This is a genomic window from Streptomyces sp. NBC_01428 (assembly GCF_036231965.1).
GTDB lineage: Bacteria > Actinomycetota > Actinomycetes > Streptomycetales > Streptomycetaceae > Streptomyces.
In genome coordinates this window covers 5,713,410-5,727,826 of record NZ_CP109499.1, presented here as the reverse complement: position 1 = coordinate 5,727,826, position 14,417 = coordinate 5,713,410, and the positions used below count along the sequence as shown (strand labels likewise).

The 14,417-nt window shown below is 71.9% G+C and carries 12 protein-coding genes; 6 read left to right on the top strand and 6 right to left on the bottom strand.

Going from position 1 to position 14,417, the window contains the following annotated elements; genetic code table 11:
* Nucleotides 1-60: 60 nt before the first annotated feature.
* On the top strand, nt 61-1,389 hold the full coding sequence (locus OG406_RS24800) for a nicotinate phosphoribosyltransferase (RefSeq protein ID WP_329187830.1): 1,329 nt from the start codon (nt 61-63) through the stop codon (nt 1,387-1,389).
* 242 nt (nt 1,390-1,631) lie between these two features.
* Nucleotides 1,632-2,216 carry a nicotinamidase gene (locus tag OG406_RS24795; protein WP_164370705.1) on the top strand — a complete coding sequence of 195 codons (585 nt, stop codon included), beginning with the start codon at nt 1,632-1,634 and terminating at the stop codon, nt 2,214-2,216.
* 164 nt (nt 2,217-2,380) lie between these two features.
* On the opposite strand, the gene OG406_RS24790 is transcribed toward OG406_RS24795, so the two are convergent.
* Both OG406_RS24790 and OG406_RS24785 read right to left on the bottom strand, forming a co-directional pair.
* Nucleotides 2,381-2,716 (bottom strand): hypothetical protein, encoded by a 336-nt coding sequence (locus OG406_RS24790; RefSeq protein WP_266614093.1) that lies wholly within the window; start codon nt 2,714-2,716, stop codon nt 2,381-2,383.
* 121 nt (nt 2,717-2,837) lie between these two features.
* Nucleotides 2,838-5,192, bottom strand: a complete 2,355-nt coding sequence (locus tag OG406_RS24785) for an immune inhibitor A domain-containing protein (protein WP_329187827.1) — start codon at nt 5,190-5,192, stop codon at nt 2,838-2,840.
* 441 nt (nt 5,193-5,633) lie between these two features.
* On the opposite strand from OG406_RS24785, the gene OG406_RS24780 reads away from it, so the two are divergent.
* Entirely contained in the window at nt 5,634-5,918 is a 285-nt protein-coding gene (locus OG406_RS24780; protein ID WP_266614095.1) for a hypothetical protein, read from the top strand.
* A gap of 113 nt (nt 5,919-6,031) precedes the next feature.
* Here the strand turns inward: OG406_RS24780 and OG406_RS24775 are convergent, their stop codons facing one another.
* A complete protein-coding gene (locus tag OG406_RS24775) occupies nt 6,032-6,805 on the bottom strand; it encodes an RDD family protein (RefSeq protein ID WP_266848245.1) in 774 nt (257 codons plus the stop codon).
* A gap of 95 nt (nt 6,806-6,900) precedes the next feature.
* Nucleotides 6,901-8,532 carry an RDD family protein gene (locus tag OG406_RS24770; RefSeq protein WP_329187824.1) on the bottom strand — a complete coding sequence of 544 codons (1,632 nt, stop codon included), beginning with the start codon at nt 8,530-8,532 and terminating at the stop codon, nt 6,901-6,903.
* A gap of 282 nt (nt 8,533-8,814) precedes the next feature.
* Between OG406_RS24770 and OG406_RS24765 the strand changes: the two genes are divergently transcribed.
* Complete coding sequence (locus OG406_RS24765) at nt 8,815-9,327, top strand: SsgA family sporulation/cell division regulator (RefSeq protein ID WP_329190960.1); 513 nt, start codon at nt 8,815-8,817, stop codon at nt 9,325-9,327.
* Between the two features lie 11 nt (nt 9,328-9,338).
* On the opposite strand, the gene OG406_RS24760 is transcribed toward OG406_RS24765, so the two are convergent.
* A complete protein-coding gene (locus OG406_RS24760; RefSeq protein ID WP_266614101.1) occupies nt 9,339-10,754 on the bottom strand; it encodes an FAD-binding oxidoreductase in 1,416 nt (471 codons plus the stop codon).
* 92 nt (nt 10,755-10,846) lie between these two features.
* Here OG406_RS24760 and OG406_RS24755 point away from each other — a divergent pair, with 92 nt between their 5' ends.
* Nucleotides 10,847-12,544 (top strand): tetratricopeptide repeat protein, encoded by a 1,698-nt coding sequence (locus OG406_RS24755; RefSeq protein ID WP_329187822.1) that lies wholly within the window; start codon nt 10,847-10,849, stop codon nt 12,542-12,544.
* Nucleotides 12,545-12,673: 129 nt separating this feature from the next.
* Here OG406_RS24755 and hppD read toward each other — a convergent pair whose 3' ends face one another.
* Nucleotides 12,674-13,819 carry a 4-hydroxyphenylpyruvate dioxygenase gene (gene hppD / locus OG406_RS24750; RefSeq protein ID WP_164374943.1) on the bottom strand — a complete coding sequence of 382 codons (1,146 nt, stop codon included), beginning with the start codon at nt 13,817-13,819 and terminating at the stop codon, nt 12,674-12,676.
* Nucleotides 13,820-13,941: 122 nt separating this feature from the next.
* On the opposite strand from hppD, the gene OG406_RS24745 reads away from it, so the two are divergent.
* Entirely contained in the window at nt 13,942-14,412 is a 471-nt protein-coding gene (locus tag OG406_RS24745; protein ID WP_179165248.1) for an Lrp/AsnC family transcriptional regulator, read from the top strand.
* Nucleotides 14,413-14,417 lie beyond the last annotated feature (5 nt).

Below are 14,417 nucleotides of genomic sequence, written 5' to 3'. Positions count from 1 at the left end.
GGACGACCGGAGACACCCCGGAAATCGTCAAAGTGACGAGATGGGGGTACGATCCCTGCCATGAACACAGCGGACCTTGGGCTGCCGGTGGATGTTCCGTCGACGGCACTCTTCACCGACCAGTACGAGCTGACGATGTTGCAGGCCGCCCTCGCGGCCGGGACCGCCGATCGGCGCTCCGTCTTCGAGGTCTTCACGCGGCGACTGCCCGAGGGGCGGCGCTACGGGGTCGTCGCGGGCACCGGACGGGTCCTCGACGCCGTCGAGAACTTCCGGTTCGACGCGGACGTGCTCGCCTTCCTGGGCGAGCGGGGGATCGTGGACGAGCCGACCCTGGAGTGGCTCTCCTCGTACCGCTTCGGCGGGGACGTCTGGGGCTACCCCGAGGGCGAGGTCTACTTCCCCGGGTCGCCGATCCTGCGGGTCGAGGGCAGCTTCGCGGAGTGTGTGCTCCTGGAGACCGTGATCCTCTCGATCCTCAACCACGACTCCGCGATCGCCGCGGCCGCCTCCCGGATGGCCTCCGCCGCGGGGGACCGGCCGCTGATCGAGATGGGCGCCCGGCGCACCCACGAACTGGCGGCGGTCGCCGCCTCGCGCGCCGCGTACCTCGGCGGCTTCGCCACCACGTCCGACCTGGCCGCCGGCTTCCGGTACGGCATCCCGACGGTCGGCACCTCCGCCCACGCCTTCACCCTGCTCCACGACACCGAGCGGGACGCCTTCCAGGCCCAGGTCGACTCCCTGGGCCGGGGCACCACCCTGCTGGTGGACACCTACGACGTCGCCGAGGCCGTCCGGACGGCCGTCGAGGTCGCCGGGACCGAGCTGGGCGCGGTCCGGATCGACTCCGGTGACCTGCTGCTCGTCGCCCACCGGGTGCGCGAGCAGCTGGACGAGCTGGGCGCGCGGGACACGAAGATCGTCGTCACCTCCGACCTGGACGAGTACGCGATCGCCTCGCTGGCCGCCGCGCCCGTCGACGCGTACGGCGTCGGCACCCAGCTGGTGACGGGGTCCGGCCACCCCACCTGCTCGATGGTCTACAAGCTGGTCGCCCGCGCCGAGTCGGCCGACCCGACAGCGCCGCTGGTGCCGGTGGCGAAGAAGTCCTCGGGCGGCAAGACGTCCATCGGCGGCCGCAAGTGGGCCGCGCGGCGGCTGGACGAGCACGCGGTCGCCGAGGCCGAGATCATCGGCACCGGGCCGGTCCCCGCGGAGCTGGCCGACCAGCAGCTCCTGGTGGAACTGATCAAGGGCGGCCAGGTCCTGGCCCGTGAGTCCCTCGACGTCGTCCGCGACCGGCATGCCGCGGCCCGCACCCGACTCCCCCTGTCGGCGGCCCAGCTGTCGCGGGGCGAACCGGTGCTGCCCACCGAGTACGTCTGAGGTACCGGAGGCGGGTGGGGTGCGTGGGGCGCCGCGCATGAACCTCCGGTGAGCGGGAATGCAACGGCCAGCGGGCCCGGCCGGGCCCGCGGACGCCGCACAGCCCCCCGCCCGCCCGGGATGTCTGCCGGACAGCCCCTCCCGCACCGCCCTCCGAGTCTCTACGCTCGGAAGTTCAACGGCCCGGCCCGCACACCCAGTTCGCCGACGTTCGCCGACCCCATAGCCGAAGGACACCGCCCATGCGCCGCGCCTTGATCGTCGTAGACGTGCAGAACGACTTCTGCGAGGGAGGCAGTCTCGCGGTGGCCGGGGGCGCCGACGTGGCCGCCGCCGTCACGGAGCTGATCGGGCAGGCGCCCGCCGGCTACCGGCACGTGGTCGCCACCCGCGACGCGCACATCGCCCCCGGCGGCCACTTCGCCGACAACCCCGACTTCGTGCACTCCTGGCCCGCGCACTGCGTGGCCGGCACGGAGGGCGTCGGCTTCCATCCGAACTTCGCTCCGGCGGTCGCCTCCGGCGCGATCGACGCCGTGTTCGACAAGGGTGCCTACGCGGCCGCGTACAGCGGCTTCGAGGGGGCCGACGAGAACGGGACCGGGCTGGCGGACTGGCTGCGGGCCCACGGGATCGGCGAGGTCGACGTGGTCGGCATCGCGACCGACCACTGTGTGCGGGCGACCGCCCTGGACGCGGCCCGCGAGGGGTTCCGCACGACCGTGCTGCTCGATCTGACGGCGGGGGTCGCGAAGGAGACGACGGACCGCGCGCTGGAGGAGCTGCGCGCCGCCGGCGTGGAGCTCACGGGCAAGCCCGTGGTCTGAGCGCAGCGGAGCGGATCCGGCCGGAGCGGTTCACGCCCGGCCCACGGCCCGGCGCACGGAGCGCGACACACCTGCGCCTCCTCGTGACACCCCATGACACTGCGGACACTCCGTGACGCCTGTCACGGTCGCCGCCGAGATCACGGCTGAGTTCACGGCTGAGCTCACGGCTGCGGTGCCGGGCGTCTGAGCAGGGCTCTGATCGGGTGCCACAGCTCCTGGGTCAGCTCGGGGACGGTGCTGTCGGGTGCCGTCCGCCATATCAGCCCGTCCGGATGGTGCAGGACGGCGGTGATCTCGTCGGGGGTCGGCGGAGCCGCGTTGCCCCGCAGGTAGACGGTGCGCAGGCCGAGGTTCCGCAGCCGCGTCAGGGCGCGGGCGCGGTTCTGCGCGACGACGAGGAACCGGACACAGCCGCTGCCGGAACCTGCCGGACTGGGCAGGTTCAGCGCCACCACGACGCTGCCGTTCGGCAACTTGCAGAAGCCTCCTGCGGCCATGCGGTCACACCCCCGTGCGATTCGGTGTCAATAAGCCAGGCACAGGACGCACCTAAACACGATCGGCGGCAACCCGCCAGGGGGTTGCCGCCGATACGCTTCTGACCTGCGGAAATGCTGACTACTTCACCGCGGGACCAACCTTGAGGGAGATCGTCGAGCCGTCCTTGGCCTCCTTGACGATCTCGATCTTGGTGTTGGTGTCAGTGACCTTGACGCCACCGGTGGGGTTCCGGTTGTCGTAGTAGTCACTGGTGTGGTCGTTGAAGACCGAGACACCCTTCGACGACGGGATCTTCGTCGCGACGTCCGCGTTGTGCAGCGTGATGCCGTCCGTGCGGAACGTGCTGAAGGGCGAGTCGTAGGCCTGCATGCGGTTGCGCATCAGGGTGCCGTTGTCCCACCACAGCGCCTTCGGGTGCGCGTCGATCGGGAGCGCGAGACCGACACCGGGGTGCTGGCTGGTGTTGTTGTCCGCCTGCGAGGTGTCCCACTTCCAGATCAACAGGCCGTTCTGGTACGGGTAGTGCTCCACCCAGTCCGGACGGGTCGTCGAGAAGCCGAAGTTGTACGGGCCGACCTTGAGGGTCTTGTCGTACGACACGTACTGGCGGTTCTCCGCGATGTAGTACTGCGCGTAGTCCTTGGTGAACGACGCGCCGATGCGGGAGAAGCCGGCCGCGGTCCACGCGGCGTCCGCCGACTCGGCGTTGTCCGAGAAGAGCGCCGAACCGTCCGCGGTCACGCTGATCTCGTCGGCCGCGAAGCCCTTCTGGGCCACGCCACCGTCGGTCTGGTAGCGGAAACGCACGTCGATCTTCTTGCCCGCGTAGGCGTCGAGCGGGTACGACAGCTTCGCGTAGGCGTCGATCGTGCCGGTGAGGGCGGGCTTGTCGCTGCCGTCACGCGGGATCGCGGCGCCGTCCACGGTGCCGTCGAGAGCGGTCCAGTTGGCACCGCCGTCGGTCGAGACCTCGGTGTAGAGGTAGTCGTAGTTCGCCTCGATGTCGTACCAGCCGTCGAGGGTCAGCTTCGCCGACGACTTGCCCGTGAGGTCCACCGACCGGGTCAGCGTGTTCTTCAGGTTGTCGCCGCTGCCGCTCCACCACTGGGTCGCGCCCTGGGCCGGGTTGACGACCGTGGTCGTCACTTCCTTGTCCGGCAGGGTGACGAGGAGCGCCTGCTTGTTCCAGGTGTTGTACTCGGCGATGCCCAGCTTGTGGGTGGACTGCTTGCCGGCCTTGGCGGTGTCGTAGTTCAGCCAGCCGAGCTGCAGCTTGTCCCACGCGTTGAAGTCGCCGGGCAGGTCACCGATGGAGTCCTTGCCGGTGCCGAGCCAGGAACCCGAGGACATCAGGGTCCAGAAGCCGGTGGAGTTGTCACCGCCGGCGGTGTCGTAGTGGTCCGGCAGACCGAGGTCGTGGCCGTACTCGTGGGCGAAGACGCCGAGTCCGCCGTTCTCCGGCTGGATGGTGTAGTCGCCGACCCAGATGCCGGTGTCGCCGATCTGCGCGCCACCGAGCTTGTTGTCGCCGGGGCCCGTGGCGCCCGCGTCGGTGCCGAACGCGTACCAGCGGTGGGCCCAGATCGCGTCGGTGCCTTCGACGCCGCCACCGGCGGACTCGTCCTCACCGGCGTGCACGATCTGGAAGTGGTCGATGTAGCCGTCCGGCTCGTTGAAGTTGCCGTCGCCGTCGTAGTCGTACCGGTCCCACTGGTCGAACTGCTTCAGGTCCGCCTTGATGGCCGCGTCCGACTGCCCGGCCTTCTTCTGCTGGGCGACCCACGCGGTGACGCCGTCGCTGACGACGTTCCACACGCTCGGGCAGTTGGTGGAGCCGCAGGCGTTGTTGCCGTACCGGGCCTCGTTGTACGGGACCTTGACCCAGTCGGCGACCTCGCCGTCCACCGAGTAGCGGCCCGAGGACTGCTGCTCGTAGAACTTCTTCATCGACTCGGTCTTCTTGCCGGTGCCGAAGTAGAGGTCCTGGAAGTGCTTCTGGTTGTAGTCCGCCTGCCAGGCCGTGCTGTTGTCCTTCTTGCGGTCCGGCTTGGCTATCTTGTTGTGCAGCGGGCCGGCGGAGCCGCCGTACTTCGGGTCCGTCTTGTCGCCGAACTCCACCAGGATCGTGAAGATCTTGTCGGTCTTCTCGCGGCCCAGCTCGACGTACTTGCTCGAGCCCTTCTTGCTCTTGAGCTGAACGACCTTCGAGCCGTTGCGGTCCTTGACCGAGGCGTCGCCGGATATGACCTGGCTCAGCGCCTCCTGGCGCTGTGCGTTCTGCGTCTTGCTCAGCGGGCCGTCCAGGTCGTGGTCGACCGTGTTCTTGGCCGGCTGCGGGTCGTGGCGGTCCACGACCGGTGACTTGGCGGCCGAGTCGGCCTCCGCCACGGCAAACGTAGAGAACGTGGCGGTAGCCGCTGCGAGGGCGACGCCCACCGCTGCTGCTCTGAACGTCCATGGTCTGTTGGTCACTTGATGTCCTCCCCCGCGCCCGTTCACGCGGAGGGGGTTCCGGGTCATGGAGGTCCGCGCGCGCAACGCGATTCAAGTGACGACATTTGACCGGAGTTACCAAAGAAAAAACAGATCTTGACTTGAACCTGGCAAGTGCATTATGCGGAGCGGTCGTTCGCTATCCGGACGCGCTCACAAACCCCCAACCGGCGCGTCGAGATGTCCACTTGGTGGACGTGATGACTCCGTGCGCCCCCTGTGCACCGGCACCGTGGGTAAGGTCACGCTTACCGGTCGTTCCTGTCGGGCATGCAGGCGATTAGAGTCGATTGGCGGAGCGTCGGGAAGTCGGCGGAAAGCCAAGTCGACACCGTTGTCCCACCCCCGATTCCTGTCCGCACCCTCCCCCGTCGCGAGAGGCACCCGGGGGGAGGCACTCCATCCGAGGACACGATTGCCATGCCTCGTCCGACCGCCGCACAGCTTGCCTACGGTTCCTGCACCGTGATCTTCTCCACTCTCGCCATGCTGCTGCTGTCACAGACGAGTTCGAGTCTGGGGATCGTGCTGATCACCCTCTCGGCGCTCGCTCTCGGACTGCTCGTGGCCATGACGGTCCCGCTCCCCAGGCAGGCACCGTCCGCCGCCGCCCCCGTTGTCCGCGAACAGGTGCCGGCGCAGCGGGAGACCGCGTCCGTCTCCGCGGCCCCCGGCCGCCGCGTACGCGAACACGCGGAGCGCTGACGCCGCGCGCGGACGCCCCGGAGGCGTCGATCCTCGACCACGAACGGCGGGCCCGTGCAGTACGGGCCCGCCGTTCGTGATCGAGGAACCGGACCGCCGCCGCGGTCGCGCGGTCAGCCGGTGCGGACCACCACCGTCTTGGCCGCCTTGTCGTGCAGGCCCTGCTTGTAGGGCTTGTCGAAGAAGCTCCAGCCGCCCGCGATCGCCGTCCAGATGCACGCGCAGCAGAACGCGAACGGCAGCCACAGGACCAGCGCGCGGACCAGCGAGGTCTGCACGGAGGGCGTCGAGCCGTTGTCGAGGTTGGCGACCCGGTGGTTGAACAGCTTCTTGCCGACGGTCTGCCCCGTCCGGCTGATCATCACCGTGTCGTAGGCGACGTAGAGCACGGCGGCCACCAGGGACTGGCCGAAGGACTTGCCGTACTCGATCTTGTCCGAGTCGACGTTGTACTCGGTGACGCCGAACGCCCAGGACAGCAGCCACACCACGATGCCGACGAGGATCATGTCGAGGATGCGCGCGAGCACGCGCTTGCCGCTCTCCGCGAGGGGCGGCATCCCGGCGAGCGGATCGCCACCGTAGGGTCCGCCACCGCCGTAGGGATCCCCGCCCTGGCCGTACGGGGGCTGCTGACCGCCGTAGGGTCCGCCGCCGGGGGGCTGTTGGCCGCCGTAGGGGGGCTGTTGGCCACCGTAGGGCGGCGGCTGACCGCCGGGGGGAGGCTGGCCGCCGGGCGGGGGCTGCTGGGCCCCGTAGGGCGGCGGCTGGCCGCCGGCCGGCGGCGGGTCGTACGGGGAACCCCCGCCCTGCGCGGGCGGGGGCTGCTTCGTGAACGGGTCGTCGTCCGGCTGGCCGGGGCCCGGGGGCGGCGGTTCGCTGCTCATGGCCCGAGTCGACCGCGAACCCCGGGCCTCCGCATCCGGCGAGGGGCCGTCCGGGGGACGGATTCCGGGATTCCCGGGGCGCCGTCCCCTCCGTGTCAGTGCTGGGCCACGAAGGTGTGGGCCGCCTTGTCGTGCCAGCACTGGCGCCAGGGCCGGTCGAACAGACCCCACAGGACGCCGACGACACCGACGACGAGGAGGCCCGGGACGCTGAAGACCAGCCAGCGGCCGAGGGCCCGCCCGAAGGTCGGCGGCTCGTGGCCTTCGATGTCACGCACCTCGACACCGCACAGCTTCTTGCCCAGGGTGCGGCCCCACTTGGCGGTGGGCAGGGCGTCGTAGAGGACGCCGAAGACGAGGAGCACGGCGAGGATGCCGCCGAAGCAGACGGAGGTCGTGCCGTCGAGGAGCCAGACGGTGACCTTCTCACCGGACAGCTTGGCCGCGTCGATCTTCTCGTCGATGTGGTCCATCGCCCGGGTGCCGAGCGGCACGGCGGCCACGCCGGTGACCGCCGCGAGGACGAGGGTGTCGAGCAGGCGGGCGGCCAGCCGCCTGCCGATTCCCGCCGGACGGGCCGCCGACTGCCGGCGCGCGGCGGCCTGGAACACGTCCTCCACGGGAGGCTTCCACGGGGTGACCGGCGCCCCCTCCTCGGCCGGTTCGCCCGCGAGCCGGTGCACCTGCTGGGCCCAGGACGGCTGCCCGCCACCGGACCCGGGCGCCATCGGCGTGGCCGGGCCGGGCTGTTGGGGCACGGCGGGAGAGGCCGGCGCGGCGGGTACGGGCGCGGACGTGGGGGCGGGCGCCGGGGCGGGAGCCTGGGCGGATGCCTGAGCCGCGGCCGCCTGTGCGGCCTGTCCGGCCCCGAATCCGGCACCGGCCGAAGGGCCGGGGGCGGCGGGAGCCGCGGGAGCGCTGGAGGCGGCGGGCGCCGTTTCCGGCGTACGGCCCGTGCCCGCGCCCGGCGCCGTGCCCTGCCGGTCGGTGCGCGGGGAGAGCGCGCGGATGGCCATCGTCCCCTCGGACGGAGCGGGGCTCCGGTCACCGGCGGGGCGTCCGGCCGCGGGCAGCGCCCGGCCGTCGGCCGTGCCCGAACCCGCCTGCCCCGCGGTGCTCGTGCCGCCGGTGCCGCGCGCGGCGCCCTGCCCTTCGGAGCCGGCGGGCCGCACCGGCTCGGTCGGGCGGCGGAAGACCACCGGGCCGCCGGCCGCGGGCGCCGGTGCGCCGCCCGCGGGCCCGGCGGGCGGGATCGTCGCCGTGCCGTCCGCGTGGACAGGCACGCCGTCGGGCCGGGACGCCGTGTCGGCTGGCCCCGCCGAGCGCGGCACCCGCGGGTCGGGTCCCTGCGGAGCGCCCCACGACACCCGGCGGTCCTGGTCGCCGCCGAAGCCGGTCTGCCGGGAGCGGTCGGCGCCCCACGCGGCGGCGGGCTCGGGCCGGCTGCCGTGCTGCGCCTCCGAGGGCGTCGCGGTGCGGGGCTCGGGGTCCTCGTCGAAGAAGTGCGGGCCGGTCTCCTCCGCCGGGGTCGGGGCGGGCCCGGGCACCTGGCCGGGACGCACTCCGGCCGGAGCGACGAGCGGTTCGCCGGCGGACGGTGCCGGGCGGCTGGTGCCCGGCACCCAGGCGGCGCCGTTCCAGTACCTGACATATCCAGGAATGGACGGGTCCGGGTAGTACCCCTCGCGGGGCCTGTCGTCGCCGGGTGCCGGAGTTGGGGCGCTCATGGCCGTCGTCCCGTATCTGCTCGGGGGTCGTGTTGGGGGTCCACATCTACCAGAACAGCGGGCGTGTCACGGCCTGTCCCGCCGTACCCACCCCTTTCGGGCAAGGATCCGCCACCTCGTGGCAGCGGAGTCACGAAGCTGTCCGGCAGGTGTCCGAGAACGAGGGAGACGGGCCCGGAAAAAAAACTTCTCCCGACCCGCGTAATGGTCCGGCCCGGACGCGCTCTCCACTCGTACGGGCCCGCCCAGGGGCCCGTGCACGACGAAGGGAAGGGCATCGACATGCACACCGTGGTGGAACGCGAGCTGGAGCTCAAGCTCGTCCTGTCGCCCGAGCGCAGCATCCCTGTGCCGGCCCGGCTGACGTACCGCACCGACGACCCGTACGCCGTCCACATCACCTTCCACATCGGCTCGGACCATCCCGTCGAGTGGACGTTCGCCCGTGAGCTGCTCGTCGAGGGCGTGTTCCGGCCGTGCGGGCACGGCGACGTGCGGGTGTGGCCGACGAAGGTGGGCGGCCGGTCCGTCGTCCTGATGGCGTTGAGTTCACCGGACGGCGACGCGCTGCTCGAAGCGCCCGCCGCGCAGGTGTCGGCCTGGCTGGAGCGCACCCTGAGGACGGTCCCCCCGGGTTCCGAGGCCGAGCAGCTCGGTATCGACGCCGGCCTCGCCGAGCTGCTCGCGCCCTCACCGAGGCTGTCGGCCACGCTGGAGCAGGGTGCGGCCGCGGCGGCCGACGACCTGTGGCTGCGCGACCCGTGGCCGTCGGACGAGTCCGTGGACGGTGAGTAGCCCTTGGGGTCTCAGAAGAGCTTGCCCGGGTTGAGGATGCCGAGCGGGTCGAACGCGGCCTTGATCGCCCGCTGCATCTCGACGCCCACCGGGCCGATCTCGCGGGCCAGCCACTCCTTCTTGAGGACGCCCACGCCGTGCTCGCCGGTGATCGTGCCGCCGAGTTCGAGGCCGAGGGCCATGATCTCGTCGAAGGACTCGCGGGCCCGCCGGGACTCGTCGGGGTCGGCGGCGTCGAAGCAGACGGTGGGGTGGGTGTTGCCGTCGCCCGCGTGCGCGCAGACGCCGATGGTCAGGGCGTACTTCTCGGCGACGCGCTCGATGCCGTCCAGCATGTCGCCGAGCCGGGAGCGCGGCACGCACACGTCGTCGATCATCGTGGTGCCCTTGACTGCTTCGAGCGCCGTGAGCGACAACCGCCGTGCCTGGAGCAGCAGTTCGGACTCGGCGGCGTCCTCCGCGGGGACCACCTGGGTGGCGCCCGCGGCCTCGCAGAGCGCGCCCACGACGGCGAGGTCGGCCGCCGGGTCGTGCGTGTCGAACGCGGCGAGCAGGAGCGCCTCGGTGGTCTCGGGGAGACCCATGTGGGCGAGGTCGTTGACCGCCTTGACGGTCGTACGGTCCATCAGTTCGAGGAGGGACGGGACGTGGCCGCCCTCCATGATCCGGCAGACGGCGTCGCAGGCGGCCCGGGCCGACCCGAACTCGGCGGCCAGGACGAGCTGTTGCGGCGGCTGCGGCCTGAGGGCCAGCGTCGCGCGGACGACGATGCCGAGCGAGCCCTCGGAGCCCACGAAGAGGCGGGTGAGGTCGTAGCCGGCGACGCCCTTGGCGGTGCGGCGCCCGGTGGACATCAGCCGGCCGTCCGCGAGGACGACGTCGAGACCGAGGACGTACTCGGCGGTCACCCCGTACTTCACGCAGCACAGGCCGCCGGAGGCGGTGCCGATGTTGCCGCCGATGGTGCACATCTCCCAGCTGGAGGGGTCCGGCGGGTAGTACAGGCCGTGTTCGTTGACGGCGCGGGAGAGCGCGGCGTTGACCACGCCCGGTTCGACGACGGCGATGCGGTCGACCGGGCTGATCTCCAGGATGCGGTCCATCTTCACGAGGGACAGCACGACACAGCCGTCGGAGGCGTTCGCCGCGCCCGACAGGCCGGTGCGGGCGCCCTGCGGGACGACCGGGACGCGCAGGTCGCTCGCGACACGCATGACGTGCTGGACCTGTTCGACGGTGCGCGGCAGGACGACCACGGAGGGAACGCCCGCCTCGCAGAAGCTCGCCATGTCGTTGGCGTACGCGGCCGTGACGTCCGGGTCGGTGAGAACGGCCTCGGCCGGCAGGCCGCCCAGCAGGCGTTCGACGAGGCCGCCGGTCACTGCCGTGTCCTCATCGCGCGGGGCTTCGATACGGCTCATGATCACAGGGTCGCACCCGGGGCCATCGGTGTGAACCCCATCCGCGCGGGGCTTGGCAAGCCGGGGTGTGGTCTTCGTACTGACGCACAGTGAGCGGCATGGACATCGAAGAGCGACAGCCGGTGCCCGCAGGGCCGGGGCCGGGGCAGCCCGTGGGTCCGCGATCCGGGGACGCCGCGGGTCCGGGATCCGGGGAGCCGGACGGGCCTGCGGTGACGGGGGCCCCCGGTGCGGGCCGCTCGCCGCTCGCCCGGCGCGTGCTGATCGGTGCGGCCGTCGGCTGTGTCGTGCTCGGCGGTGTGCTGGTGCTGCTGCCCTCCACGGGCCCGGGCGGCGCGCCGCCGCCCTCCCCCGGTCCGGTGGCGCGGGCGATGACCGCCGTGGGGGCCGGCGCGCCCGCCGCGCTGCCCGATCTGGCGGCGCTCATCGGTGACCGCGAGACGCATCTGCGGGCCCATCCGCGCGACGACCAGTCGTGGGCGGTGCTCGGGACCGCCTACGCGGAGCAGGCCCGCCGGACGGCGACGGCCGCCTACTACCCGAAGGCCGAGAAGGCGCTGCGCACCTCGCTGGACGTGCGGCCGAAGGACAACGCGGCGGCGCTGGACGGGCTCGCCGGGCTCGCGGTGGCGCGCGGTGACTTCCGGACCGCGAAGCAGTGGGGGGAGGCGTCGGTGAAGCTGGCGCCGAAGCGGTGGACGGCGTATCCCGCGCTCGTCGACGCGTACACCGGGCTCGGCGACCCCAAGGCGACGCGCAGGGCGCTCGACAAGCTGCTGGCGCTGCGGTCCGGTCCGGTGACGCAGGCCGTCGCGGCGCGGGCCTACTGGGACAGAGGCTGGCGGGAGGACGCGGGGGCGGCGATCGCGGACGCCACCGCCGGTGCGACGACGCCCTCCCAGCAGGCGGCCTTCCTCCAGCAGGGCGGGCAGCTGGCGTGGGAGCGCGGTGACGTCCAGGAGTCGCTGGACCACTACCGGGCGGCGGTGAACACCGACCCCGACGAACACGGGGCGCTCGCCGGACAGGGGCGCGCGCTGGCGGCGCTCGGGCGGACCTCGGAGGCGCTGCGCGCCTATCAGACGGCGCTCGCCAAGCGGCCCGCGCCGCGCTACGCGCTGGAGCTGGGCGAGCTGTACGAGAAGCTCGGGCTTCCCGGGGCGGCGCGCGTGCAGTACGACCTGGTGCGGGAGCTGGTGCGGCGGGACGCGGTGGGCGGGGTGGACGACGAGCTGGTCATCGGGTTCCTGGAGGCGGACCACGGTGATCCGCAGGAGGCGGTGCGGCGGCTGCGGGCCGAGTGGGACCGGCAGCCGGGGATCGCGGTCGCGGACGCGCTGGGCTGGGCGCTGCACCGGGCCGGGGACGACGCGCAGGCGCTGACGTTCGCCACCCGGACCATGGACAAGGAGCACGGCGGCGAGGTGCGCAGCGCGCTGTACGCGTACCACCGGGGGGAGATCGAGCGAGGTCTGGGGAAGACGGGTCCGGCCCGCCGGCATCTCGCGGAGGCGCTGCGGATCAACCCGTCCTTCTCGCCACTCCTGGTGCCCGCGGCGCAGCAGGCGCTGGCGGCGCTGGGCGAACCGCCGGCCGAGGGCCTGCCGGAGCCGTCGGACCACGAAGAGGAGTCCGGGGCGGCCGGGGAGTCCGGGGAGAGTGCGGGGGCGGCCGGTGCGCCGGGAACGGCGGCTCCGCAGCCCGCGCCGCGTCCGGCGTCGTCGGGTCCCGCCGTCGCGCCGGCCGCTCCGCGGTCACCCTCGGCTCCCGCGCCGGGCCCGTCGACCGTGCGCTGAGCACCCCTGCCGGCGGGGCGTGGCCGGCGCCGGGCACGCCTCGGGTCCGGTGGATGCCGCGCCTCCACCGGACCCGAGGGGGTCGACGTGTCCGGGGGGACCGCCCGCAGGCGGCCCGCCCTCGGCCGGTCAGAGGTTGCCGCGCTTCTCCTGCTCGCGCTCGATCGCCTCGAAGAGGGCCTTGAAGTTGCCCTTGCCGAAGCCCATCGAGCCGTGCCGCTCGATCATCTCGAAGAAGACGGTCGGACGGTCCTGGACCGGCTTGGTGAAGATCTGCAGCAGATAGCCGTCCTCGTCGCGGTCGACGAGGATCTTCAGCTCGCGCAGGGTGTCGACGGGGACGCGGGTGTCGCCGGCCCACTCGCCGAGGGTGTCGTAGTACGAGTCGGGGGTGTCGAGAAACTGGACCCCGGCCGCGCGCATGGTGCGGACGCTCTCGACGATGTCGTTCGTGTTCAGCGCGATGTGCTGGACGCCCGCGCCGCCGTAGAACTCCAGGTACTCGTCGATCTGCGACTTCTTCTTGGCGACGGCGGGCTCGTTGATCGGGAACTTGACCTTGAGCGTGCCGTCGGCGACGACCTTCGACATCAGGGCGCTGTACTCGGTCGCGATGTCGTCGCCCACGAACTCCTTCATGTTCGTGAAGCCCATGACCTTGTTGTAGAACCCGACCCACTCGTTCATCCGGCCGAGTTCGACGTTGCCGACGCAGTGGTCGACGGCCTGGAAGGTGCGCTTGGCGGGCGGCTCGACGATCGGGTCGGCGGCCGCGTAACCGGGCAGGTAGGGGCCTTCGTAGCCGGTGCGCTCGACGAGGGTGTGGCGGGTCTGGCCGTACGTGGCGATCGCGGCGAGGACGACCGTGCCGTGCTCGTCCTTGACCTCGTGGGGCTCCACGATGCCGCGGGCGCCGTGCTCGACGGCGTACGCGAACGCGGCGCGCGCGTCCGGGACCTCGATCGCGAGGTCGACGACGCCGTCGCCGTGCTCCGCCACGTGCTCGGTGAGGAACGTGCCCCAGGGAGTCGTCGGGCGGATCACCGAGGTGAAGACGAAGCGCGCCGAGCCGTTCTCGAGGACGTACGACGCCGTCTCGCGGCTGCCGTTCTCCGGTCCGGAGTAGGCGACGAGCCGCATGCCGAAGGCCGTGGAGTAGTAGTGCGCGGCCTGCTTGGCGTTGCCGACGGCGAAGACGACCGCGTCCATCCCCTTCACCGGGAAGGGGTCGGCCTGCCGGGCGGTGTCGGGGGTGTGGTGTGTGGTCTGCGTCATGGCCGCAGACTCCCGCCGTTCCGCAAGGTGCGCAATAGTTCGCGTATCAGCTGAGCAATCTGTACAGCGGATGGCCCACACCGGCGGGCTTTCTGTACATGATGACCATCCCGGAGGCACCTGTGGCGATCGATCATCTGGACGGGCGACTGCTCGTCCTGCTCGCGCGGGAGCCGCGCATCGGTGTCCTGGAGATGTCCCGGCGGCTCGGGGTCGCGCGGGGCACCGTGCAGGCCCGGATGGACCGTCTTCAGTCGAATGGAGTCATCCGGGGCTTCGGTCCCCAGGTCGACCCGACCGCGCTCGGCTACCCGGTCACCGCGTTCGCCACCCTGCAGATCCGGCAGGGCCAAGGGGCCGACGTACGGGCCCACTTGGCGACCGTGCCCGAGGTCCTGGAGCTGCACACGACCACCGGCAGCGGGGACATGCTGTGCCGCCTGGTGGCCCGCTCGAACGCCGACCTCCAGCGGGTGATCGACCGGGTTGTCGGATTTGATGGCATCGTCCGGGCGTCCACGGCGATCGTCATGGAGAACCCGGTTCCGCTGCGGATCATCCCGCTGGTGGAACAGGCAGCGACCGAGCACTGAACCGA

Excerpts from the sequence above, each read along its gene's own strand:
- OG406_RS24800 (WP_329187830.1), top strand. The coding sequence starts at position 61 with ATGAACACAGCGGACCTTGGGCTGCCGGTGGATGTTCCGTCGACGGCA.
- OG406_RS24795 (WP_164370705.1), top strand. The coding sequence starts at position 1,632 with ATGCGCCGCGCCTTGATCGTCGTAGACGTGCAGAACGACTTCTGCGAG.
- OG406_RS24790 (WP_266614093.1), bottom strand. The coding sequence starts at position 2,716 with ATGGCCGCAGGAGGCTTCTGCAAGTTGCCGAACGGCAGCGTCGTGGTG.
- OG406_RS24780 (WP_266614095.1), top strand. The coding sequence starts at position 5,634 with ATGCCTCGTCCGACCGCCGCACAGCTTGCCTACGGTTCCTGCACCGTG.
- OG406_RS24775 (WP_266848245.1), bottom strand. The coding sequence starts at position 6,805 with ATGAGCAGCGAACCGCCGCCCCCGGGCCCCGGCCAGCCGGACGACGAC.
- OG406_RS24770 (WP_329187824.1), bottom strand. The coding sequence starts at position 8,532 with ATGAGCGCCCCAACTCCGGCACCCGGCGACGACAGGCCCCGCGAGGGG.
- OG406_RS24765 (WP_329190960.1), top strand. The coding sequence starts at position 8,815 with ATGCACACCGTGGTGGAACGCGAGCTGGAGCTCAAGCTCGTCCTGTCG.
- OG406_RS24755 (WP_329187822.1), top strand. The coding sequence starts at position 10,847 with ATGGACATCGAAGAGCGACAGCCGGTGCCCGCAGGGCCGGGGCCGGGG.
- hppD (WP_164374943.1), bottom strand. The coding sequence starts at position 13,819 with ATGACGCAGACCACACACCACACCCCCGACACCGCCCGGCAGGCCGAC.